Here is a 19,897-nt window from a genome sequence, read left to right as displayed (position 1 = left end):
ACCTGATGAAAATGAGCTGGACGTGGTTCCACAAACTGGGTTCGCCGAAATGGTTCTATGCCATCAGCGGCCGCATGCTGCCATGGCTGGCCGTTTCCGCCGTGCTGCTGCTGGTCACCGGCGTGGTCTGGGGCCTGGCTTTCGCCCCAGAGGACTACCAGCAGGGCAATAGCTTCCGCATCATCTATATTCACGTGCCGGCGGCGATGCTGGCGCAGTCCTGCTATGTACTGCTGGCAGTGGCCGGCGTGGTGGGGCTGGTATGGAAGATGAAACTGGCCGATGTCGCCCTGCAATGTGCGGCACCCATCGGTGCCTGGATGACCGCCGTGGCGCTGGTCACCGGGGCCATCTGGGGCAAACCGACCTGGGGCAGCTGGTGGGTCTGGGACGCACGGCTGACGTCGATGCTGATCCTGCTGTTCCTGTACTTCGGCATCATCGCCCTGGGCCAGGCCATCAGCAACCGCGACAGCGCGGCCAAGGCTTGCGCGGTGCTGGCCATTGTCGGCGTGATCAACATTCCGATCATCAAGTACTCGGTGGAGTGGTGGAACACCCTGCACCAGGGCGCGACCTTCACCCTCACCGAAAAACCGGCGATGCCGGCCGAAATGTGGCTGCCGCTGCTGTGCACGGCGCTGGGTTTCTACTGCTTCTTCGGTGCCGTGCTGCTGCTGCGCATGCGCCTTGAAGTGCTCAAGCGCGAGGCGCGCGCCAGTTGGGTCAAGGATGAAGTGTTGAACAGCCTGGGGCGGAGGGCCGCGCGATGAGTTTCGCTTCCTTCGGCGATTTTCTCGCCATGGGCCACCACGCCCTGTATGTCTGGTCGGCCTATGGCATCTGCCTGGCGGTGCTGGCGCTGAATGTCGCTGCACCGCTGCTGGCCCGCCGTCGCTACCTGCAAGATGAGGCGCGCCGTTTGCGCCGGGAGAACCACCAGTGAATCCGCAGCGCAAGAAACGCCTGTTCATTATCCTCGGCCTGCTGGCCGGGGTTGCGGTTGCCGTCGGCTTTGCCTTGAGCGCCCTGCAGCAGAACATCAACCTGTTCTACACCCCGACCCAGATCGCCAACGGCGAGGCGCCGCTGGACACGCGCATTCGTGCCGGCGGCATGGTCGAGAAGGGCTCGGTGCAACGTTCCTCCGACTCGCTCGACGTGCGCTTCGTAGTCACCGACTTCAACAAGTCGGTGCCAATCACCTACCGCGGGATCCTGCCGGACCTGTTCCGTGAAGGGCAGGGCATCGTCGCCCTCGGCAAGCTCAATGGCGACGGCGTGGTGGTGGCTGACGAAGTACTGGCCAAGCACGACGAGAAGTACATGCCACCCGAGGTCACCAAGGCCCTGAAGGAAAGCGGCCAGGCGGCCAGCGGTGCGGGGGCCAAGCCATGAACGCGGCACTGGTGATCCCCGAACTCGGCCAGCTGGCGATGATCCTGGCGATCTGCTTCGCCGCCGTGCAGGCCACGGTGCCGCTGCTCGGTGCCTGGCGCGGCGACAGCCTGTGGATGAGCCTGGCGCGCCCGGCAGCCTGGGGCCAGTTCACCTTCCTGGTGTTTGCCTTTGCCTGCCTGACCCACGCCTTCATGACCGACAACTTCTCGGTCGCCTACGTGGCCAGTAACTCCAACAGCGCCTTGCCGTGGTACTACAAGTTCAGTGCCGTCTGGGGCGCCCACGAGGGCTCGTTGCTGCTGTGGGCGCTGATCCTCGGTGGTTGGACCTTTGCCGTGTCGATCTTCTCGCGGCAACTGCCGCAGGTGATGCTGGCCCGTGTACTGGCGGTCATGGGCATGATCAGCGTCGGCTTCCTGAGCTTCCTGATCATCACCTCCAACCCGTTCCAGCGCTTGCTGCCGCAGGTGCCGACCAATGGACGCGACCTCAACCCGCTGCTGCAGGACTTCGGCCTGATCGTCCACCCGCCGATGCTGTACATGGGCTATGTGGGCTTCTCGGTGGCCTTCGCCTTCGCCATCGCCGCGCTGCTCGGCGGGCGCCTGGACGCGGCCTGGGCGCGCTGGTCGCGGCCCTGGACCATCGTCGCCTGGGCCTTCCTCGGCGTCGGCATCACCCTGGGCTCGTGGTGGGCTTACTACGAACTGGGTTGGGGCGGCTGGTGGTTCTGGGACCCGGTGGAAAACGCCTCGTTCATGCCCTGGCTGGTGGGCACCGCGCTGATCCACTCGCTGGCGGTGACCGAAAAACGCGGGGTATTCAAGAGCTGGACTGTGCTGCTGGCGATTGCCGCCTTCTCGTTGAGCCTGCTGGGGACCTTCCTGGTGCGCTCCGGCGTGCTGACCTCGGTGCATGCGTTCGCCGCAGACCCGGCGCGTGGCGTGTTCATCCTGATCTTCCTGCTGTTCGTGGTGGGTGGCTCGCTGACCCTGTTCGCCCTGCGCGCCCCGGTGGTCAAGAGCCAGGTCGGCTTCGCCCTGTGGTCGCGTGAAACCCTGCTGCTGGCCAACAACCTGATCCTGGTGGTGGCGGCTTCGATGATCCTGCTGGGCACGTTGTACCCGCTGGTGCTCGATGCCCTGACCGGGGCCAAGTTGTCGGTCGGCCCACCTTATTTCGATGCCCTGTTCCTGCCGCTGATGGCGCTGCTGATGGTGGTGCTGAGCGTGGGCGTGGTGGTGCGCTGGAAGGACACCCCCGGCAAGTGGCTGGCGAACATGATGACTCCGGTGCTGATTGGCAGCGCGGTGCTGGCGCCGGTCGCCGGCTTCATCGTCGACGACCTCGACTGGCCGGTCCTCAGCGCCTTCGCCCTGGCGGCCTGGGTGGTGTTCGGCGGGCTGCGAGACATTCTCGACAAGACCCGCCACAAGGGCCTCGCCAAGGGCTTGCGCGGCCTGACCCGCAGCTACTGGGGCATGCAGCTGGCGCACCTTGGCCTGGCGGTGTGTGCCCTGGGCGTGGTGCTGTCGAGCAATAACAGCGCCGAGCGCGACTTGCGCATGGCACCGGGCGAGAGCGTCGAGCTGGGCGGTTACCACTTCCTGTTCGAGGGCGCCAAGCATTTCGAGGGGCCGAACTTCATCTCCGACAAGGGCACCATCGTGGTCACCCGCGACGGCCGTGAAGTGACCACCCTGCACCCGGAAAAGCGCCTGTACACCGTGCAGCAGTCGATGATGACCGAGGCAGGCATCGATGCCGGCTTCACCCGTGACCTGTACGTTGCCCTGGGCGAGCCGCTGGAAAACGGCGCCTGGGCGGTGCGCGTGCATATCAAGCCTTACGTCCGCTGGATCTGGTTGGGCGGTCTGCTGACCGGCCTGGGCGGGTTGCTGGCGGCCTTCGACCGGCGTTATCGCGTCAAGGTCAAGACCCGGGTGCGCGAAGCCCTGGGCGTGTCTGGAGCTGCTGCATGAAGCGTTGGATCATGGTCGTGCCACTGGTGGTATTCCTGCTGATGGCGGTTTTCCTTTACAAGGGATTGTTCCTCAAGCTCGACGAGCTGCCTTCGGCGATGATCGGCAAGCCGTTCCCGGCGTTTGCCCTGGCGTCGACCCAGGGTGACCGCAACCTGACCCAGGCCGACCTGCACGGCCGGCCAGCGTTGGTCAACGTGTGGGCCACCTGGTGCCCATCGTGCAAGGTCGAGCACCCGTACCTGAACCAGCTGGCCCAGCAGGGCGTGGTGATCCATGGCATCAACTACAAGGACGACAACGCCGCCGCGCAGAAATGGCTGGCCGAGTTCCACAACCCGTACCAGCTGGATATCCGTGACGAGCAGGGCAGCCTGGGGCTGGACCTGGGCGTGTATGGCGCGCCGGAAACCTTCCTTATCGACGCCAAGGGCATCATCCGCTACAAGCACGTCGGCATCGTCGACGCCGACGTGTGGCGCGAGCAGCTGGCGCCGCTGTACCAGGGCCTGGTCGACGAGGCCAAGCCATGAGGCGCTGGCTGGCAGCCGCCGTGCTGGGCATGAGCCTGGCCGGCGTGGCCAAGGCGGCCATCGATACCTACCAGTTCCGCGATGACGCCGAGCGCGAGCGTTACCAGCAACTGACCAAGGAACTGCGCTGCCCCAAGTGCCAGAACCAGGACATCGCCGACTCCAACGCACCGATCGCCGCCGATCTACGCCGCGAGATCTTCCGCATGCTCGGCGAAGGCAAGAGCAACCAGCAGATCGTCGACTTCATGGTCGACCGCTATGGTGACTTTGTGCGCTACAAGCCAGCGCTCAGCGGCCGCACCTGGCTGCTGTGGTTCGGCCCGGGCATCCTGTTGGCTGGTGGCTTCGTGGTGCTGGCGGTGATCGTCCGCCGTCGCCGTGGCCCGGCAAACCACGCTGCACAGGAACTGTCCGTCGAAGAACGCGAGCGTCTCGCCAAACTGCTGGAAAAAGAACAGACCCATGACTGAATTCTGGCTTAGTGCGGGCCTGTTGTTGCTCGCCGCCCTCGGCTTTCTGCTGATCCCGATCCTGCGTGGCCGTCGCCAGCAGCAGGAAGAAGACCGCACCGCATTGAACGTCGCCCTGTACCAGGAGCGCGTCGCCGAACTGGCCGCCCAGCAGGCCGCCGGCGTGCTGGACCAGGCGCAAATGGCCAAGGGCCGCGATGAGGCGGCCCGTGAGCTGCTGGCCGATACCGAAGGCGCGGAACCCGCGCGCCAGGGGCACCTGGGCAAGGCCCTGCCATTGCTGGCGGCCGTGCTGGTGCCAGCACTGGCATTGGGGCTGTACCTGCACTTCGGCGCGGCGGACAAGGTCGAGCTGACCCAGGAATTCGCCGCCGCACCGAAAACCATGGACGAAATGACCACGCGCCTCGAACGTGCCGTGCAGGCCCAGCCGGACTCGGCCGAAGGCCTGTACTTCCTTGGCCGTGCCTACATGGCCCAGCAACGCCCGGCCGACGCGGCCCGGGCCTACGAGCGCGCCGTCGCCCTGGCCGGTCGCCAGCCCGAGCTGCTGGGCCAGTGGGCCCAGGCGCTGTACTTCGCCGCAGACAAAAAATGGAGCGCGCAGGTGCAGGGGCTGACCGACGAAGCGCTCAAGGCCGACCCGAACGAGGTCACCAGCCTTGGCTTGCGGGGCATCGCCGCCTTCGAGGGCGAGCGCTACCAGGAAGCCATCGACTACTGGAACCGCCTGCTGGCGCAATTGCCCGAAGGCGATGCCTCGCGGGCGGCGCTGCAAGGTGGCATCGACCGCGCGGCAGAGCGCCTGGGCACTACCGGCAGCAAAGCGCAGGCCACTGCGGCAGCCCGCCTGAAGGTGCGGGTGGAACTGGCGGCGGCGCTCAAGGACAAGGTCAAGCCTGACGACACCGTGTTCATCTTCGCCCGTGCAAGCAACGGCCCGCCCATGCCGCTGGCGGCCAAGCGGGTCACCGTGGCGCAATTGCCGCTGGAGGTGGAATTGTCCGATGCCGACGCTATGCTGCCGCAGATGAAACTGTCCCAATTCGCCGAAGTCCAACTGGTTGCACGAGTATCGCGCGCAGGCCAGCCGACCCGCGGCGAATGGATCGGCCAGAGTGCGCCTCTGGCCAATACCACCCAGGCCACCCAGCACCTGACCATCGACAGCCCCGACCAGTAAGAGAACAACGCCATGCACAGCACCGTCCGCCTGACCCTGATCACCCTGGCCCTGGGGTTGTCCGCGTGTACGGCGCATCAACCGTATGAGCAGCCGTCGCCGCCGATCGAGACAGCGCCACCGCACCAGGGGCCTGCGGTGAAACCGTTGCCAGGCGGCCAGCCGTCGACCCAGCCGAGCAAGCCGGCGGCGATCCCCAAGCCGATGCCACGCACCTCCGCCAGCTTCGCGCCACCGCCGGGTGGCGCCAGCCACTGGGATCCGAAGCTCGGGGTGTATGTGCTGGAGAACAAGACCAATGTGTTTTACCGGCAGCGTACCTACTACCGCTATGACAATGGCTGGAGCTGGTCGCTGAACCCGGATGGCCCATGGCAGGAAACCGACAGCAGCGGGGTGCCCGGCGGGCTGGGACGCGCTTACGGGCAGTAATCCGCAAGCCGGTACAGTACAGTTTTAGCTGGATATTTCAGTTGACTGTACTGGCCGGTGACTCCGCATAATGCCCCTTCGAATTGACTCGGAGGTGGCATGAGCAAGACAGTCCTGGTACTGGTAGAAACCGTCGACGATTATCTGCCATTACTCGAAAAGGCCGGCTACCGTCTGATTCGTGCCCCATCCCCACAAATGCGTGCCGACGCGATCCAGCGCCATGCCGGCCAGATCGACGCCGTGCTTACCCGTGGGCCGCTGGGCCTGACTGCCGCTGAAATCGCCGCCTTGCCCAAGCTGCAGATCATCTGCGTGATAGGTGCTGGCTACGAGCAGGTCGACCTGGCCGCCGCTGCCGCCCGTGGCATCACCGTCACCAATGGCGCCGGCGCCAACGCCGCGGCAGTCGCCGACCACACCCTGGCCATGCTGCTGGCGCTGTTGCGTGACATCCCTCGCGCCGATGCCAGTACCCGTCGTGGCGAGTGGAACCGGGTGATCAGCCCTTCGGTCAGCGGCAAGCGCCTGGGCCTGCTGGGCCTCGGCGCGGTTGGCCAGGCCATCGCCCAGCGCGCCAGCCTGGGCTTCGACATGAACATCAGCTATCACAGCCGCACCCCGCGAACGGACATGCCGTACACCTGGTACGACAGCCCGTTGCACCTGGCCGATGCCGTCGACATCCTGGTCGTTGCCACCCCCGGTGGTGCCAATACCCGCCATCTGGTCGATGCCCAGGTGCTCGAGGCACTGGGCGCGGAGGGTTACCTGGTGAATATCGCCCGGGCCAGCGTGGTCGACACCCAGGCGCTGGTATCAGCCCTTGAACAAGGCCGGCTCGCCGGCGCCGCACTCGATGTGTTCGATGACGAACCCGCCGTGCCTGACGCTCTCAAGGCTCTCGGCAATACGGTGCTCACGCCCCACGTGGCCGGCCAGTCGCCCGAGGCCGCTCGCGACACCGTGGCCCTGGTGCTGCGCAACCTGCAGGCCTTCTTTGCCGGCAAACCGGTGCTCACGCCGGTCCGCGCGTAACCCTTTCAATACCCAGCCGGCATTGCCGGATCACAAGGAGCGTTTGATGCAACTCGAAATCTTCCAGGTCGATGCCTTCTCCGCCGAGCCCTTTGGTGGCAACCCGGCGGCGGTGATCCCGTTGCAAAGCTGGCTGCCGGACGATGTGCTGCAGCGCATCGCCGAAGAGAACAACCTGTCGGAAACGGCCTACTTCGTGCGCAATGGCGAGACCTTCGACCTGCGCTGGTTTACGCCCACCGTCGAAGTCGACCTGTGCGGCCACGCCACACTGGCTTCGGCCTACGTGCTGTTCGAACAACTGGGCGAGCAAACCGAAGTGCTGCGCTTCAACACCCGCAGTGGCGAGTTGCGGGTCAGCCGTGGCGCCGACGGCCTGCTGGCCATGGACTTCCCGGCCAAGCAGCCGCAAGCCGTGGAGGTGCCAGCCGGCTTGCTGGAGGCGCTGGGCCTGAGTGCGGCCAAGGCCGTCTACCGTTCCGATGACTATGTGGTGGTGGTCGATGACGCCGCGCTGCTCGACCCGCTGAAGCCTGATTTCGTCGCCTTGTCGGCATTCGACGTGCGTGGCATCGCGGTCACTGCCGCTGGCCGTGGCTACGACTTCGTCACCCGTTGGTTCGGCCCGCGGGTCGGCGTCAATGAAGACCCGGTCACTGGCTCTGCGCATACCTCGCTGGCGCCGTTGTGGGCCGAGCGGCTGGGCAAGTCGTCGCTGAGCTGCGAGCAGGGCGGGGCGCGCAAAGGGCAGTTGCACTGTGAAGTCCCAGGCAATGGCCGGGTGATCATCAGCGGGCGTGCGGCGTTGTACCTGCGCGGTAGCGTGTACATCTGACCGAACGGATGGGCTGCGGGCTCCGAGCTGCGGGGCCCGATCTATACTTGCTGGCCCAACCTGCAAGGAGCCCTATCATGACCCTGGAAAAAAGCGGCAGCTGCCTCTGCGGTGAAACCCGTCTGCGGGTCACTGTCGACAATACCCACATCAGCGCCTGCCATTGCAGCATGTGCCGCAAATGGACCGGCGGCCCGCTGCTGGTCGTGGACTGCAGCCAGGCGCCGGTCTTCGAGGGGCGGGCACCGGCGGTCTACGATTCCTCCGACTGGGCCCAGCGTGGTTTTTGCAGCCGTTGCGGCACGCACCTCTACTACCGGCTCAAGGACAAGGACCACTATGCGGTCCCGGTAGGCCTGCTGGATGGCGACGAGGCCTGGGATTTCGAGCTGCAGATCTTCGTCGAGCAGAAACCCGCCTGGTATTGCTTCGCCAACCAGACCAAGGAACTGACCGGCGAGCAAGCGTTCGAGCAGTTCGGCTGAGCCATTGCCGCCAGCCCTGCACAGCGGTAGCCTGCGCGCATCCATGAACAGGAGCAAAAAGCGTGAAGCGCGGTGTGATGTATGCTGGTGGGGCCGGTGCATTGTGGGGCATGGTACTGATGGTTCCGGAGCTGTTGCCGGAGTTCAACCCGATGCTGCTGAGCAGCGTGCGCTATGCGATGGTCGGCCTGATCTCGTTGCTGCTGGCCGCGCCGATGGCCCGGCAACTGCGTCAGCTGACTCTGGCGGACGGCTGGATGCTGCTGCGCCTGGCAGTGGTCGGCAACCTGCTTTACTTCATCTGCCTGGTGGCGGCGATCCAGCGCCTGGGCGTGGCACCTGCCTCGCTGATCGTCGGCGTGTTGCCGCTGACCATCACCCTGTATGGCCGCAACGACAGCGGCGCAGTGCCGATCCGGCGCCTGATCGGCCCGCTGGCGCTGATTATTGCCGGCATGCTGTGCATCAACCTGGAGACCTTTGCCTTTGCCCCGGGCAATATCGGCGACAAGCTCCTGGGGCTGTTCTACGCCTTGGCCGCGCTGGCCTGCTGGACTTGGTACGCGGTGCAGAACAGCCGTTATCTCAAGCAGAGCGGGCATTTTGACAGTCACCAGTGGTCGGTGCTGATCGGCGTGCTGACCGGCCTGAGCAGCCTGCTGATGGTGGCCGGCCTGGCGATGTGGCAGCCGCAGCAGCTGCAGGTCGAGGCACCGATGACGCGTTGGTGGCTGTTCTGGGGCGCGTGCCTGGGCTGTGCAGTGCTGGGGTCTTGGTTGGCCACGGCGCTGTGGAACGCTGCGTCCAAGCGCCTGCCGCTGACCTTGAGCGGGCAGCTGATCGTGTTCGAAACCCTGTTCGCGCTGTTGTATGCCTTCCTCTGGCGGCAAGCCGGGCCGAGCTTGCTGGAAGCAGCGGCGATCATGCTGGTGATCGGCGGGGTGTTGTGGTCGATGCGTCAGCATGGAACACCACGCGAGCTTGCCAAACCCGTGCATTCCTGAGAAAAGGGCGCCCTTGAATTTCAGCGTTGGAGCCTGCCCATGAGCAGCGAACTGCAGATCACCGACCTCGTCGAAGGCGACGGTAAAGCCGCCGTCAAAGGCGCCCTGATCACCACCCAATACACCGGCTGGCTGGCCGACGGCAGCGAGTTCGACTCGTCGTGGTCGCGGGGCAAACCGTTTCAGTGCGTGATTGGCACCGGCCGTGTCATCAAAGGCTGGGACCAACATTTCTGTTAGTTACACGGCGTTTATGGTCGCCCATCTGAGTAGGGCAATCGCTACCGCGAACCCTCCTAGAGCAAGAGGTAGCCAGTTGTCAGTGAACCATGGAGTGACGCACATTCCACGCACCACAGCGAACGCCTTACAACCCCAAGTGATGATCGCTGGCATTGTTTTAGTAAGGTGAGCGTATCTGGTGCACATATCCAAATTAGGCTCATTGTGACCCATAAAAAAGCCGGTAACAACCACGCTAGTTCTATATTCTCTAGTTAGTTCATGAATGCTTGGTGTATGGTCTTCAGGCCCTGAGCGAGATTCGTCTTCAGCCAATTTATCGTGACAAGTGACAGTCCACTCAAGTGAGAGGGTTTCAATCTTTTCAAATTTCTCATCTGGATAGGTTTCTGAAAGTAGCCTTCTTCCCTCCCGCTTGAGTTCTAATCTGTAAAGAATCAGAGCAACCCAACCTAAAGCCGCATCATAAATCTTATCCATTCTTTCATCGAATCTACGGGTGTTATCGGGTATGCGCTGGTAGAAGCGAAAGACCAAATATAGATTAACAGCCGCCATCAGGCCCCAGGAATGACTGGCATTTCGTTTAGGTGTAATTTCTAATCCTAGAAATTTTATAGTCGTTAGATCTATCCCATAAAACCAAAGAACTAATGCTATGCTAGAAAATCCAATCAACAAGCCGCGAGCCTTGCTAAAGTCTGGACTATCAATGTCGTTCAATTGGAAATAGCTCCCTAGTCTGAATAATAACTAACGTTACCTGCCACCTGCCAGCGTATATGACATCATTGCATGCAGACAATAAAATAGCTCTGATGTCTCCTTCAGGATGTTCAGCATTTCTTGAGCACTGCTGTCATCATGAGTAAATGATTCAACTACTTCGTAGTCGTCATTGATCATCATTAGAGCTTTCACAGGTTGTCCGCCATTATGCATCCTCTGTATGAGCTTGCTAGTGTCTTCCCTTTGCATAGTCGACTTCTTAACATCAAGGGCTGGATCTTTCGTTATTGGATACCGGAAATACGTGCTCGATGAGTCAGTTGCTTCAATTGCTGCTATCCATCCATCAAGCTCAGGTGGCAGAACCCAATCGGTGTGTGGGACTTTAGCAAGCGCCTCTGCCTTTTGATTTAAGAGGGTGCGTAGCTCAGCGTATAAAGGGCCTAAGCCATGAACGTTGTATAGTGGCTTGCGTTTCTTGCCTACCATGACACTGGGCTCGCTGGACGCGGGTTCATCACCATAAGGAATGGTGAATTTGCGATGGAGTGTGATGATTGCGGATTTAAGATAAAGTTCGATGGCGTGGCGGTAGAGGAAGCTTACAGGTAGATTTGAATTAAAGTGCAGTGGCTTGTCTGGATCATTGAGAGAGTCAGCAGCGTGCTTGAAGGAATCAGCTACCGCACCAAACCCTAAGTCGTAATGTTGGTCAAGCGGCATGAGCATATAAAGCATAATTATTCCTCCTGAAAAATCATGGCAGCGGCCTTATGATAGCACTCTATTAAACAAGGAAAAGCCACTTTGGCTGATCTAGTTCCTCCTCATCCTAAAATTGACAGCCCGTTTTTACACAACCTCAAATCTTCACAGGTCGGAAAATCCCTTGACAGTCAGCGCCTGCGCTTGAGGGTATACCGGTGTAAATGCGGGTATACCACTCATGATTCTACAAATCCCTGCACCCATAAACGGCAATGCCCCGCCAAAGCTCCATGCAGGGCCATAGCGAGGCGTTTGATATGCTATCCATCCTACCCCATTGGATCATTCACAGCGTTGCTGTATGAGGCGGGCTTTAAACGGCTGCTTTCAATTCCTTCTTGATCCTGTACACCGTGGCAACTCCACACTCTGCCAGCTTGGCCACATCATCGGCAGTCATGGTTGGGTGCTTGGCCATGATGTTCGTCACCTTCTCCCACATCGCAGCATTCTTACCTTTGCCAGCTGGTTTCCACTCAGGGTTAACTGCCTTCTTATTCTCGATACCCTGTTTGATGCGCTCCACACGCTTCTCTTGATCCAGCCGTGCCATAGTTGCCATCAAGTCTAGGAGCATGTTGTTGATCACTTCCATAATGGCACCTGTGATGCCGTTACCATCAACCAACTGGTGAGAGGTGGGTAGATCGACTACTACCAGACGCAAGCCCTTGGCCTTGATGGTCGATTTCAGTGCGTCCCATTCAGCACTGGACAACCTAGACAACCTGTCAACCGATTCACAGACGATGGAATCACCCGCTTGCGCAGCACTAAGCAGACGGGAAAGCTCTGGGCGCTCCAGCTTGGTTCCTGAGATGTTCTCAGCGTATACGTCTGCAATGATGAGGTTGTGGTCACTGGCGAAAGCCTCAAGCATCTGACGTGCACGGTTTGCATCCTGATCCTTCGTGGAAGCACGCAGATACAGATGAGCTTTCATAGTTGCTATCCTTTGTCTATCAATTCGATGGATCTATGATAAGCGATCATATAGCTATCATCAATAGGTATTTTGATAGTCGCTATCGGATAGGGCTGGCACTACCTTTTGAGTAGAGTCAATTGATAGCGGATTCACGCTTGGTTCCCTCATCCAGTGCATGATAGCTTTCTGCCTTCAATAGGCATGGAGCAGATCTTATGAAGCTGGGTTCGATGGTAGTCGTAGCCGCACTTTCGGGAGTCTTAAGTGGGTGTGCTGGGCAGCCTCCGCTGCAACGTCCGCCATTCCCCGTAGAGGAATACCAAAAGCTGGTGCTGGACGGTGCTGGCACGGTTTCCGGGCAGGTGTTTATGAAAACTGTCGGTGGAGATGTTAAGTACGGTGCTGGCAGCGAGGTCGCTCTGTTTCCCGTGACGAGCTATTCGAATTTCTGGTATCAGAATGGTTACTTGCAATCCAAGCCAATCGTTCCTTCCGATGAGCGGCAAAAGAAATATATGAAGGTCACGCAGGCTGACGGGAACGGTAATTTCAAATTCACAAATGTCGCTCCCGGTGATTACTACGTCAGCTCAATGGTGGTTTGGCAAGCACCTACCCAATTCGGCCTTGCAACGCAAGGTGGTTATGTCGCGAAACCTATTGCCGTTGACGAGAAAACAGAAGCGAGAGTCATGTTAACTCGCTGACTGGCATCATTTCGTTTTTAACCTTCGTGCTCCTTCCTGATATCGGGGAAGGGGCGATACATTCTATAAGCACCATAGCTTGCGTATGAATCGTTTAGGCCTCTTGCCTACGCCCTCACCATCACTCAGGTGAGAAATCCTCTAATATCGCCGTATAGGGCCTCCCAGGTGCGTGCATTAGGGATTTTCCTGCTATTTCTGATCAATGTCGATCATTCCGATTTATAAGGACAGGAATTGCAGGGGGTTTGGCAGGTGTGCTTAGACCAATTGTCGTCAATACCACGTACAATCAAGGCTGTAGCGGATTGAGGTGAGTTCACGATGTTCCTCGGGTGGTCGGAAAAGTGAGTTTCTACCCTGTATTCAATCCTGTTCATTTCTCACCAAGCTGATGTGTCGGCAGGGTGTGTAACGCGTTCCTACGTCGATTCTGAGGCGTTGTGTGACCACAACCCTTGTAGATTTGTCGTAGAACGACAGTAGGAACATCTCAGGTGTAATGCATGGCGGCCCTGATAGGGCCTATAAGGCGATTACAGGCGTTTTAAGCCTAAGCAGTATGTCGCATTGTCTTTTGCGAGATCGTTGCTTAAATCGAGCCTCTGGGCCTTACAGGCGTATATGCCTGATGGCAGGGCAGGCAGCCTGATTTCGGAACCCTTTTCCGTAGGACCCTGCAAAATAGATGCCAAGTGGGATTGACAAAAGCCGGTTTGGGCTGGTAGAATGAAGGCATACTGCCGAACGAAGTGAGGTAGTAAAAGCACTATAGATAGAAGATATTATATTATCTGCTAAGCAGATAGAATTATATAATAATCAATAAACAAATATAATAATTATAAAGACAAATATACTATATGCTTTAGCATATAAATGTATTGCTTAAGAATCTACAAATAGATGGTCAATCAGACCATCCAATCCTCAGAGAGATATCCTACAACGTAACGTTGTGAAGAATACTCATCTCAGTCAGCGACTGAACGCATTGTTCCTGTGCAAAGCACAGAGAAGAGGTCAAGAGCTTGTTCGGTCTCATTGACCTCTCATTCAAGATCAATAGCATTCGCACTGCTGTGCTCGCTGGCTGACACTGAATGTATGAGGTCAGTGATGACTGCTGGCAGTCGAAGAGAACCTTCGCGAGATCACTCAACACAGCATGGCTGTGAATGATCCTGTCTGTTGCCAATCGGTTATCACGCTCCAATGTTCAACGTCATCGTTGACGGTATGACACCAATCCATCTCGACAGACTGGGTGTCAGCGCAATGAGCCAGTAGGCGAATGCTTTTGATCTTGATAGGTGAGGATAACCCTCATCCGCTCTTGATCCTCTTCCTCTATGCGCTGCACAGGAAGAATGCATTCAGTCATCCAATTGGGATGTTTTCATCATTAGTTGATCAATCTATGCGACTGAGTACATCAACGCGCTCAGGAAGGCCTCAAATAACGCCATACAGCAATGATCTAATTTGAGGTAAGGCCGATGTACTGCTTAAGCTTAAAACGCCTGTAATCGCATTATAGAGCGCTAGAGGCAGTAGGATGTTCTGGATGAACAACCCTGCATACCATCATCGGCAAATAAATGCAACGAAATACGTTGCTGATATTGACAAATCCCTGTAACTAACGGTATTATAGATAATATCAAGACGAGAAATTGATTCATGCTTCCCTCAATCGGCGTGAAACCTCAGTACCATGTAAGGTCTTGATCGAATGTTGAGATTCGCCACAGGCTTGAGTCTCCATTTCAGCAGGGTATGCCTTCTCCTTCATATCCTGCTGACATCTTCCAAAGATGAATGGCACCCAATATTCCTGGGTGTTGTGGATTAGTCGGAAACGACTGTTGATTGATGTTCATGTTTCTCTTCTCCAAGAGTCCCTTGCCACACCATTCATCTCTTTCACATTAGTTGACTGCAACCTTCACAGGTCAACTAATCCAAAGCCCCGTGTCCTATTCTCTTCAGTATTGAGAGTGGGGCACGGGTTTTATTATGCGCATGATAAAAAGCGTACCATTTAAACTGACACCTATGAGGATCATTCCATTAAAGCTCGAAAAAACAATGTCTACGTCCGCACCAGTACTTCGTTCGGAACAACCATTCATGACAGCAACGGATTCAACTACTGCCTAATCTGTCACTCTCCTATGCCCAATCGGAGGTCTGATACGAGAACGTGCTCTCACACTTGCCGCAGTAAGCTCAGTCGCATTCAATCCGGTCAACCAGCACTCAGTTTGCATTTACCAATCGACGTTTACACACAACTGAGTGTGGCAGCCATTAACCAGGGTGTGAGCAATGATGTCATTGCGGCGAACATTTTGTCAGTGGCATACGGCTATAACAAATCTATTGGAGAGTCTGCATGACCCTATCATACAAACGCTTGCAAAATGCGATTACGAAACGACTCGAATCAGCAGATGAGCCTTCTGTGAAGGCAGATAATCCTTCGACCAAAGGTCATTCGACTGACATCATTAGTCGCCAGCATGTTCCAGCCACCATCGTTCCTCAATTATCTGAGGAAGAGGTAGTTAGTAACTACAAACAAACAGTGTTGGGCCATATGCGTAATATCATCCACAATCAGAAAAACGAGGAATCAACAAATGTCTAAAAAGCTCAGCACAACCAAAATCACAGGCGTTCCACCAGTTTGGAGCGACGATGAATTTAATTTGAAACTACGGGTTGCATTACATGCTTATGAACACACCAGGGCGTCAGCAGAATGCATCAGTCACCCCATTGAAATCGAATGGCTCAAGCTGGTGGTTGAGAAATGTAACAAAGGATACGCATTCCGTGATCACCATTCGATTGAGCATGATCAACTCCGTAATGTCATCTGGATGACCAAGCCTATTGAAGTTCAAGCTGTAGAGATCGAAGAAATTAAACGTCAGGTTAAGAATGACTACGTTGCTCACCTGCAAACTAAGTTGGACGAATACAAATCCAAGCTTGCTCAACAGCTTGTGGAAGCACAGGAAGAGAAGGAGCGTCGAGCAGCTGAGCAAGCAAAAGCCAAAAAACTTCGTGACGCTCAAGCTGAAGCGGATGCTTGCTTTGGCGATCTGGTCATCCCAGAAGGTTATCCAGTGGCACAAGGTGCGCAATTCAGCATGGACGTTGTAGACGACTAATTGGCGTCTACAGCAAACCTATCAAATATATAAGAGGGAAGTGATAGTGACTAATCGAATGACCAATCGAGAAATACAGCAGCAGATGAAGCATTACAAATCATTGAGAGCAGCAGCCGGTGTAACTGGTAATCGGGCTGAGTGGCAACGCTGCTCAGATATGATTGAAATGCTATCTTCCAGATTCACCATCACTGGTTGACATCAGCCGTTCACGCTAATCAATTTATGACTTCTACGAAGCATATAACGTATGCCCTCAATAGGGTTATCTGTGTATTCGCCCCAGTTAATTAGCTCTGGTAGCTCAGGGGAGATAATCATCTCCTCCCCTAAATGCAGCATACGATAACCCAACGTGACATTGCTCTCAGATTTTCGTTTGATTCCTTGATACACCCAAGGAAATATTTCATCAACGACCTTAATTAATTTGCCTTGGTATACAGATATTCTGTATCCCGCTTGTTTTAGTAAACCATTGAGCTGCACAGGATCAGCAATCATCATCCTGTCTTGGGTAATGGCAGCATTTAATGTATTGCCATCGGCAATTGGTGATCGCTCTAACACTGAAAGTTCTACATCAATTGCTTTACGCCGTTCACTGTAAGACTGCAGCTCAGTCGTAATTTCGTCATCGTCCACTGTTGCCAATAGTTTAGTAAGGCGACTGATTGCTGATGAGGCAACATCTCTCTCGCTGGTTAGTGCAAGCTTTCGCTTGTCGTTAGCCGAAAGCTGTATAGCCTGTAATGCTCGTTCAATCCAATGAACAGCAGTAAGTGAATACACATACGACACAACCTGATACGGAATGGTCTCTGAGTTTGCACACCCCGCTGACTTCAAGCGATGATGTGTTCCACATCGCATGTTGTTGGGTTTGCCGTCTTTCTGGTGAACAATGTAGTTGCTGCCACACACACCACACACCACCAAACCAACTAAATGGTTCTTGCTCGTTCTTTGTCTTGGCATTGTTGCTACAGCTTTCTTTCTCTGCTGAGCAAGCAGGAACAATTCATCACTGATGATAGACGGGTACACATTGGGGATCTCATCCCAATAACCAATTACAGCTTTGTTTCTCAACCAACCTTCAACAGTCGGTCCACTGCATTTACTCAGCTCGCTTACACCAGATGTCCGCAGACGATTGGCAATAGTCGTCTTGCCAACACCAGATGCATACAGTTCGAAAGCTTGGCGTACGTGCACAGCAATATGTTCAATCACATCACCACCACTTGTCAGCCAGATAGGCGTGTGACGCTTTACCTTCCCTGTCGCCTTAGCTTGTTCACGACGTATGGCATAGCTTGCTTTGGTTCGCTCGCTGAGGGCCTTGGAGTAGCTGTGGGCAGCTTGGATCTTTGCTGCCAACAGGTGCAGGTGACCATTGTTAACCGATTCTTTTGTATATTCGATCTGATCATCCAAGGTGACGATGTTCACCCCGGCATACAATATGGGTTTTAGTACTTCAGCGATCATCTCAAATGCAGGTAGACGACCTGTACGGTCGATTGCTTCCACCAGCACACAGTCACCACCTTTGATCAACCCTGCTTCTACAGCCTGCAAAAGTTTGGCAAAGCCACCACCCTCCTTTACGTGCTCACCGTGATAACCACTACGCCCGAGGTCTTCATAGGTGAGATCGGACAGGGTGTAATCAGGGTGATCCTGAACCCACCGTGTCACCATCTGACGCTGCCGCTCAGCACTGCTACCACTGGTTTGGCGGGCGCTGCTGAAGCGAATGTAGGGGATGGCTGAGGGCATACGGCCTGCTTCCTGCTGATTGTCCTAAAGGACGATGACCAAAAGGGCAGGATACACGGTGGTGTACTTTGCGGAAAGGCTGTGACCAGGGGCTGATGGGCATGCGCGTGGGCGGCAAGCGCAAGCTGCAGGTGCCGGCGCACCTGGGGTATGGCGAGCGCAGCGTGGGGGCTATTCCGCCGAATTCGGACCTGACCTTCGAGATCGAATTGCTGGAAGTGCTGACGCGGGATGATTGATGGCGGTGGGGCTGGTAGGTGTTTGCCTTGAGAGATGTAGCGTCTGTGAGATCGAGCGCCGCCCGCGCGGCGCATCGCGAGCTTTGCTCGCTCCTACGTTTGTTTCGCGCCAATTATTCCGGTGGGATTTGCGCGCGAACGCCTTGGCGCATGGCGCGATATCGCGTCGTACCAACAAGACGGTCGCGCGCGTCTGCCACAGGCGTTACTGGCCAAAAACAAATGTAGGAGCGAGCAAAGCTCGCGATGCGCCGCGCGGGCGGCGCTCGATCTCATAAGCGATGTAACTCCCAAGGCGGACATATTTCCGCAACACTCCTGCTCTAACGTAATCCTTGCCTAGGGAACGGCATCCACACTCAAGGAGGAACCAAACGGGTTGCGGACACTCTGAGTCCTGCTCGTTGCCAAGGATGGCAATCACTAACACGGATTGCCTTGCGGCATAGGCCGCAGGGCAATGTGGCGGGTATCCAGCTACCTATTGCCACAAGAGCCTGCCTACATGAAGTTGCCATCTTTCCTTCGACGTCGCCGTCACCTGTTGCTCAGCGTGGCCCTCGTCGCCGCGGCTGTGCCGCTGACACTGGAAGTGGTCGAGAGCCGTGCTCAACCGGTCGATGGCACCCAGACGCTGGTATTCCTGCGCCATGCCGAAAAGCCCGGTGAAGGCCTGGGGCAACTGAATTGCCAGGGGCTCAACCGTGCGCTGGACCTGGCCACCTTGCTGCCGGAGCGTTTCGGCAAAGCGGATTACGTATTCGCCGCCAACCCCTCGCGGCACGTCGAGGAAGGCAGTCAGGACCAGAGCTACAGCTACATCCGCCCGTTGATGACCATTACCCCCAGCGCCATTCGCCTGGGGTTGCCGGTCAACATCGACTTCGGCGCCAACGACACCGACGAACTCGCCGACGAACTGCTCAGCGAGAAGTACCGTAATGCCACCGTCTACACCGCCTGGTCCCATGGCTATCTGCCAGAGCTGATCAATACCGTGGCCGGCAAGGCATTGGGCGATGATCGGGTGATCACCCAGGAGTGGAGCGGCGACGATTTCGATACCCTCTACGTCCTCACCCTGACCTGGCACGACGGCAAGGCCAGCCTGCTCAGCCGTAACGTCCGCCAGGGCCTGAATGGCGGTGCCCATAGCTGCCCGACCTGATCCACTCCTGCAGGGCCAGCGCGACCCTGCAGGAAAGGCCAAGCGGCTAACGGCCGAACTTCATCGGCCAGCCCACCACCTTCTTCGCCCGCGGTGTGGCATAGGTGCGTACCTTGGAGGTGCTGAGCCCCATCCGTACCAGCGCCTCGGCCATGGTCACCGCCGCGCTCACGCCATCGACCACCGGTACCCCGGTACGCTGGCGAATCTGCTCATCCAGCCCGGCCATGCCGCCGCAGCCCAGGCAGATCACCTCGGCCTTGTCGTCACGCACGGCACGTTCGGCCTGCTCGACGATGGCCTCCACCGCGCGTAGCGGGTCTTCTTCCAGTTCCAGCACAGCCAGGCCACTGGCCCGTACCGAGGCGCAGCGGTCATACAACCCGGACAGCTTCAGGCGGTCTTCGATCAGCGGCACGGTGCGGTCCAGGGTGGTCACCACCGAATAGGCATGACCCAGGTACATGGCGGTGCTGGCGGCGGCATCGGTGATGTCCACCACCGGTACGTTGAGCAGCTCCTGCAGGCCTTCGCGGCCATGCTCGCCGTAGCCGGCCTGGATCACGGCATCGTAAGGGCCGTCGTAGGCCAGCACCCGGTCCATCACGGCGATGGCAGCCAGGTAGCTCTCGAAATTACCCTCCACCGACTCGGCGCCGAACCAGGGGGTCAGGCCGATGATCTCCGTGCCGGGCGCGGCGACGCTGCGCGCTTGTTCGGCGATGGCCTCGGTGATGGCTTCGGTGGTGTTGACGTTGGCGATCAGAATACGCATGGGC

21 protein-coding genes and 2 pseudogenes are annotated in these 19,897 nt (G+C 57.4%); 18 read left to right on the top strand and 5 right to left on the bottom strand.

Features of this window, described 5'->3' with window-relative positions:
* The first annotated feature begins 5 nt into the window (after nt 1–5).
* The 13 genes and pseudogenes from C2H86_RS03725 to C2H86_RS03665 form a co-directional block, all read left to right on the top strand.
* The gene (locus tag C2H86_RS03725) at nt 6–773 is read left to right on the top strand and encodes a heme ABC transporter permease (protein ID WP_159411485.1); all 768 of its coding nucleotides are present in this window, start codon (nt 6–8) and stop codon (nt 771–773) included.
* Nucleotides 770–946: a heme exporter protein CcmD gene (gene ccmD, locus C2H86_RS03720; protein ID WP_103446517.1), complete on the top strand. Its 177-nt coding sequence runs from the start codon at nt 770–772 to the stop codon at nt 944–946. The genes C2H86_RS03725 and ccmD overlap by 4 nt, the downstream gene beginning before the upstream one ends.
* Nucleotides 943–1,398: a cytochrome c maturation protein CcmE gene (ccmE, locus tag C2H86_RS03715; RefSeq protein WP_159411484.1), complete on the top strand. Its 456-nt coding sequence runs from the start codon at nt 943–945 to the stop codon at nt 1,396–1,398. Before ccmD ends, ccmE begins: the two co-directional genes overlap by 4 nt.
* 11 nt (nt 1,399–1,409) lie before the next feature.
* Nucleotides 1,410–3,383 (top strand): heme lyase CcmF/NrfE family subunit, encoded by a 1,974-nt coding sequence (locus tag C2H86_RS03710; RefSeq protein ID WP_205524611.1) that lies wholly within the window; start codon nt 1,410–1,412, stop codon nt 3,381–3,383.
* The gene (locus C2H86_RS03705; protein ID WP_159411482.1) at nt 3,380–3,916 is read left to right on the top strand and encodes a DsbE family thiol:disulfide interchange protein; all 537 of its coding nucleotides are present in this window, start codon (nt 3,380–3,382) and stop codon (nt 3,914–3,916) included. Before C2H86_RS03710 ends, C2H86_RS03705 begins: the two co-directional genes overlap by 4 nt.
* Nucleotides 3,913–4,389 carry a cytochrome c-type biogenesis protein gene (locus C2H86_RS03700; protein ID WP_159411481.1) on the top strand — a complete coding sequence of 159 codons (477 nt, stop codon included), beginning with the start codon at nt 3,913–3,915 and terminating at the stop codon, nt 4,387–4,389. Before C2H86_RS03705 ends, C2H86_RS03700 begins: the two co-directional genes overlap by 4 nt.
* Nucleotides 4,382–5,572, top strand: coding sequence for a c-type cytochrome biogenesis protein CcmI (gene ccmI / locus C2H86_RS03695; RefSeq protein WP_159411480.1), 1,191 nt, complete (start codon nt 4,382–4,384; stop codon nt 5,570–5,572). The genes C2H86_RS03700 and ccmI overlap by 8 nt, the downstream gene beginning before the upstream one ends.
* A 12-nt stretch (nt 5,573–5,584) precedes the next feature.
* Nucleotides 5,585–6,004 carry a hypothetical protein gene (locus tag C2H86_RS03690; protein WP_103446523.1) on the top strand — a complete coding sequence of 140 codons (420 nt, stop codon included), beginning with the start codon at nt 5,585–5,587 and terminating at the stop codon, nt 6,002–6,004.
* Between the two features lie 99 nt (nt 6,005–6,103).
* Nucleotides 6,104–7,042, top strand: coding sequence for a 2-hydroxyacid dehydrogenase (locus tag C2H86_RS03685; RefSeq protein ID WP_159411479.1), 939 nt, complete (start codon nt 6,104–6,106; stop codon nt 7,040–7,042).
* A 46-nt stretch (nt 7,043–7,088) separates the two neighbouring features.
* Nucleotides 7,089–7,877 carry a PhzF family phenazine biosynthesis protein gene (locus C2H86_RS03680; RefSeq protein ID WP_159411478.1) on the top strand — a complete coding sequence of 263 codons (789 nt, stop codon included), beginning with the start codon at nt 7,089–7,091 and terminating at the stop codon, nt 7,875–7,877.
* A 77-nt stretch (nt 7,878–7,954) separates the two neighbouring features.
* Nucleotides 7,955–8,362, top strand: coding sequence for a GFA family protein (locus C2H86_RS03675; protein WP_159411477.1), 408 nt, complete (start codon nt 7,955–7,957; stop codon nt 8,360–8,362).
* A gap of 62 nt (nt 8,363–8,424) precedes the next feature.
* Nucleotides 8,425–9,366 carry a DMT family transporter gene (locus C2H86_RS03670; protein WP_159411476.1) on the top strand — a complete coding sequence of 314 codons (942 nt, stop codon included), beginning with the start codon at nt 8,425–8,427 and terminating at the stop codon, nt 9,364–9,366.
* A 39-nt stretch (nt 9,367–9,405) separates the two neighbouring features.
* A pseudogene (locus tag C2H86_RS03665) lies at nt 9,406–9,594 on the top strand (FKBP-type peptidyl-prolyl cis-trans isomerase); the annotation flags it as partial.
* A 12-nt stretch (nt 9,595–9,606) separates the two neighbouring features.
* Here the strand turns inward: C2H86_RS03665 and C2H86_RS03660 are convergent.
* The 3 genes from C2H86_RS03660 to C2H86_RS03650 all read right to left on the bottom strand — a co-directional run bounded on the left by C2H86_RS03660 (nt 9,607) and on the right by C2H86_RS03650 (nt 12,049).
* Nucleotides 9,607–10,332 (bottom strand): hypothetical protein, encoded by a 726-nt coding sequence (locus C2H86_RS03660; RefSeq protein ID WP_159411475.1) that lies wholly within the window; start codon nt 10,330–10,332, stop codon nt 9,607–9,609.
* A 36-nt stretch (nt 10,333–10,368) separates the two neighbouring features.
* Nucleotides 10,369–11,076, bottom strand: a complete 708-nt coding sequence (locus C2H86_RS03655; protein WP_159411474.1) for a hypothetical protein — start codon at nt 11,074–11,076, stop codon at nt 10,369–10,371.
* Nucleotides 11,077–11,419: 343 nt separating this feature from the next.
* Nucleotides 11,420–12,049 carry a recombinase family protein gene (locus tag C2H86_RS03650; protein ID WP_159411473.1) on the bottom strand — a complete coding sequence of 210 codons (630 nt, stop codon included), beginning with the start codon at nt 12,047–12,049 and terminating at the stop codon, nt 11,420–11,422.
* A 200-nt stretch (nt 12,050–12,249) separates the two neighbouring features.
* Between C2H86_RS03650 and C2H86_RS03645 the strand changes: the two genes are divergently transcribed.
* From C2H86_RS03645 to C2H86_RS03635, 3 genes are all read left to right on the top strand, one after another.
* On the top strand, nt 12,250–12,741 hold the full coding sequence (locus C2H86_RS03645; RefSeq protein ID WP_240349681.1) for a hypothetical protein: 492 nt from the start codon (nt 12,250–12,252) through the stop codon (nt 12,739–12,741).
* A gap of 2,398 nt (nt 12,742–15,139) precedes the next feature.
* A complete protein-coding gene (locus C2H86_RS03640; RefSeq protein ID WP_159411472.1) occupies nt 15,140–15,394 on the top strand; it encodes a hypothetical protein in 255 nt (84 codons plus the stop codon).
* Nucleotides 15,387–15,923, top strand: a complete 537-nt coding sequence (locus tag C2H86_RS03635; RefSeq protein WP_159411471.1) for a hypothetical protein — start codon at nt 15,387–15,389, stop codon at nt 15,921–15,923. Before C2H86_RS03640 ends, C2H86_RS03635 begins: the two co-directional genes overlap by 8 nt.
* Nucleotides 15,924–16,127: 204 nt before the next feature.
* Here C2H86_RS03635 and C2H86_RS03630 read toward each other — a convergent pair whose 3' ends face one another.
* Entirely contained in the window at nt 16,128–17,711 is a 1,584-nt protein-coding gene (locus C2H86_RS03630) for a recombinase family protein (RefSeq protein ID WP_159411470.1), read from the bottom strand.
* A gap of 74 nt (nt 17,712–17,785) precedes the next feature.
* Here C2H86_RS03630 and C2H86_RS03625 point away from each other — a divergent pair.
* Both C2H86_RS03625 and C2H86_RS03620 read left to right on the top strand, forming a co-directional pair.
* Nucleotides 17,786–17,950: pseudogene (locus C2H86_RS03625) on the top strand (FKBP-type peptidyl-prolyl cis-trans isomerase); the annotation flags it as partial.
* A 505-nt stretch (nt 17,951–18,455) separates the two neighbouring features.
* Nucleotides 18,456–19,118, top strand: a complete 663-nt coding sequence (locus tag C2H86_RS03620) for a histidine phosphatase family protein (RefSeq protein ID WP_159411469.1) — start codon at nt 18,456–18,458, stop codon at nt 19,116–19,118.
* A gap of 46 nt (nt 19,119–19,164) precedes the next feature.
* On the opposite strand, the gene C2H86_RS03615 is transcribed toward C2H86_RS03620, so the two are convergent.
* Complete coding sequence (locus C2H86_RS03615; RefSeq protein ID WP_159411468.1) at nt 19,165–19,893, bottom strand: aspartate/glutamate racemase family protein; 729 nt, start codon at nt 19,891–19,893, stop codon at nt 19,165–19,167.
* Between the last annotated feature and the right edge of the window lie 4 nt (nt 19,894–19,897).

The sequence above is a fragment of the Pseudomonas putida genome (assembly GCF_009883635.2).
GTDB lineage: Bacteria > Pseudomonadota > Gammaproteobacteria > Pseudomonadales > Pseudomonadaceae > Aquipseudomonas > Aquipseudomonas putida_W.
Note: the sequence above shows the minus strand (reverse complement) of the source record. Positions and strands in the feature narration are given on the sequence as shown.

Bases quoted from the DNA above. Each gene is read 5' to 3' on its own strand.
- C2H86_RS03725 (WP_159411485.1), top strand. From the start codon at position 6: ATGAAAATGAGCTGGACGTGGTTCCACAAACTGGGTTCGCCGAAATGG.
- ccmD (WP_103446517.1), top strand. From the start codon at position 770: ATGAGTTTCGCTTCCTTCGGCGATTTTCTCGCCATGGGCCACCACGCC.
- C2H86_RS03705 (WP_159411482.1), top strand. From the start codon at position 3,380: ATGAAGCGTTGGATCATGGTCGTGCCACTGGTGGTATTCCTGCTGATG.
- C2H86_RS03700 (WP_159411481.1), top strand. From the start codon at position 3,913: ATGAGGCGCTGGCTGGCAGCCGCCGTGCTGGGCATGAGCCTGGCCGGC.
- ccmI (WP_159411480.1), top strand. From the start codon at position 4,382: ATGACTGAATTCTGGCTTAGTGCGGGCCTGTTGTTGCTCGCCGCCCTC.
- C2H86_RS03690 (WP_103446523.1), top strand. From the start codon at position 5,585: ATGCACAGCACCGTCCGCCTGACCCTGATCACCCTGGCCCTGGGGTTG.
- C2H86_RS03685 (WP_159411479.1), top strand. From the start codon at position 6,104: ATGAGCAAGACAGTCCTGGTACTGGTAGAAACCGTCGACGATTATCTG.
- C2H86_RS03680 (WP_159411478.1), top strand. From the start codon at position 7,089: ATGCAACTCGAAATCTTCCAGGTCGATGCCTTCTCCGCCGAGCCCTTT.
- C2H86_RS03675 (WP_159411477.1), top strand. From the start codon at position 7,955: ATGACCCTGGAAAAAAGCGGCAGCTGCCTCTGCGGTGAAACCCGTCTG.
- C2H86_RS03655 (WP_159411474.1), bottom strand. From the start codon at position 11,076: ATGCTTTATATGCTCATGCCGCTTGACCAACATTACGACTTAGGGTTT.
- C2H86_RS03650 (WP_159411473.1), bottom strand. From the start codon at position 12,049: ATGAAAGCTCATCTGTATCTGCGTGCTTCCACGAAGGATCAGGATGCA.
- C2H86_RS03645 (WP_240349681.1), top strand. From the start codon at position 12,250: ATGAAGCTGGGTTCGATGGTAGTCGTAGCCGCACTTTCGGGAGTCTTA.
- C2H86_RS03640 (WP_159411472.1), top strand. From the start codon at position 15,140: ATGACCCTATCATACAAACGCTTGCAAAATGCGATTACGAAACGACTC.
- C2H86_RS03635 (WP_159411471.1), top strand. From the start codon at position 15,387: ATGTCTAAAAAGCTCAGCACAACCAAAATCACAGGCGTTCCACCAGTT.
- C2H86_RS03630 (WP_159411470.1), bottom strand. From the start codon at position 17,711: ATGCCCTCAGCCATCCCCTACATTCGCTTCAGCAGCGCCCGCCAAACC.
- C2H86_RS03620 (WP_159411469.1), top strand. From the start codon at position 18,456: ATGAAGTTGCCATCTTTCCTTCGACGTCGCCGTCACCTGTTGCTCAGC.
- C2H86_RS03615 (WP_159411468.1), bottom strand. From the start codon at position 19,893: ATGCGTATTCTGATCGCCAACGTCAACACCACCGAAGCCATCACCGAG.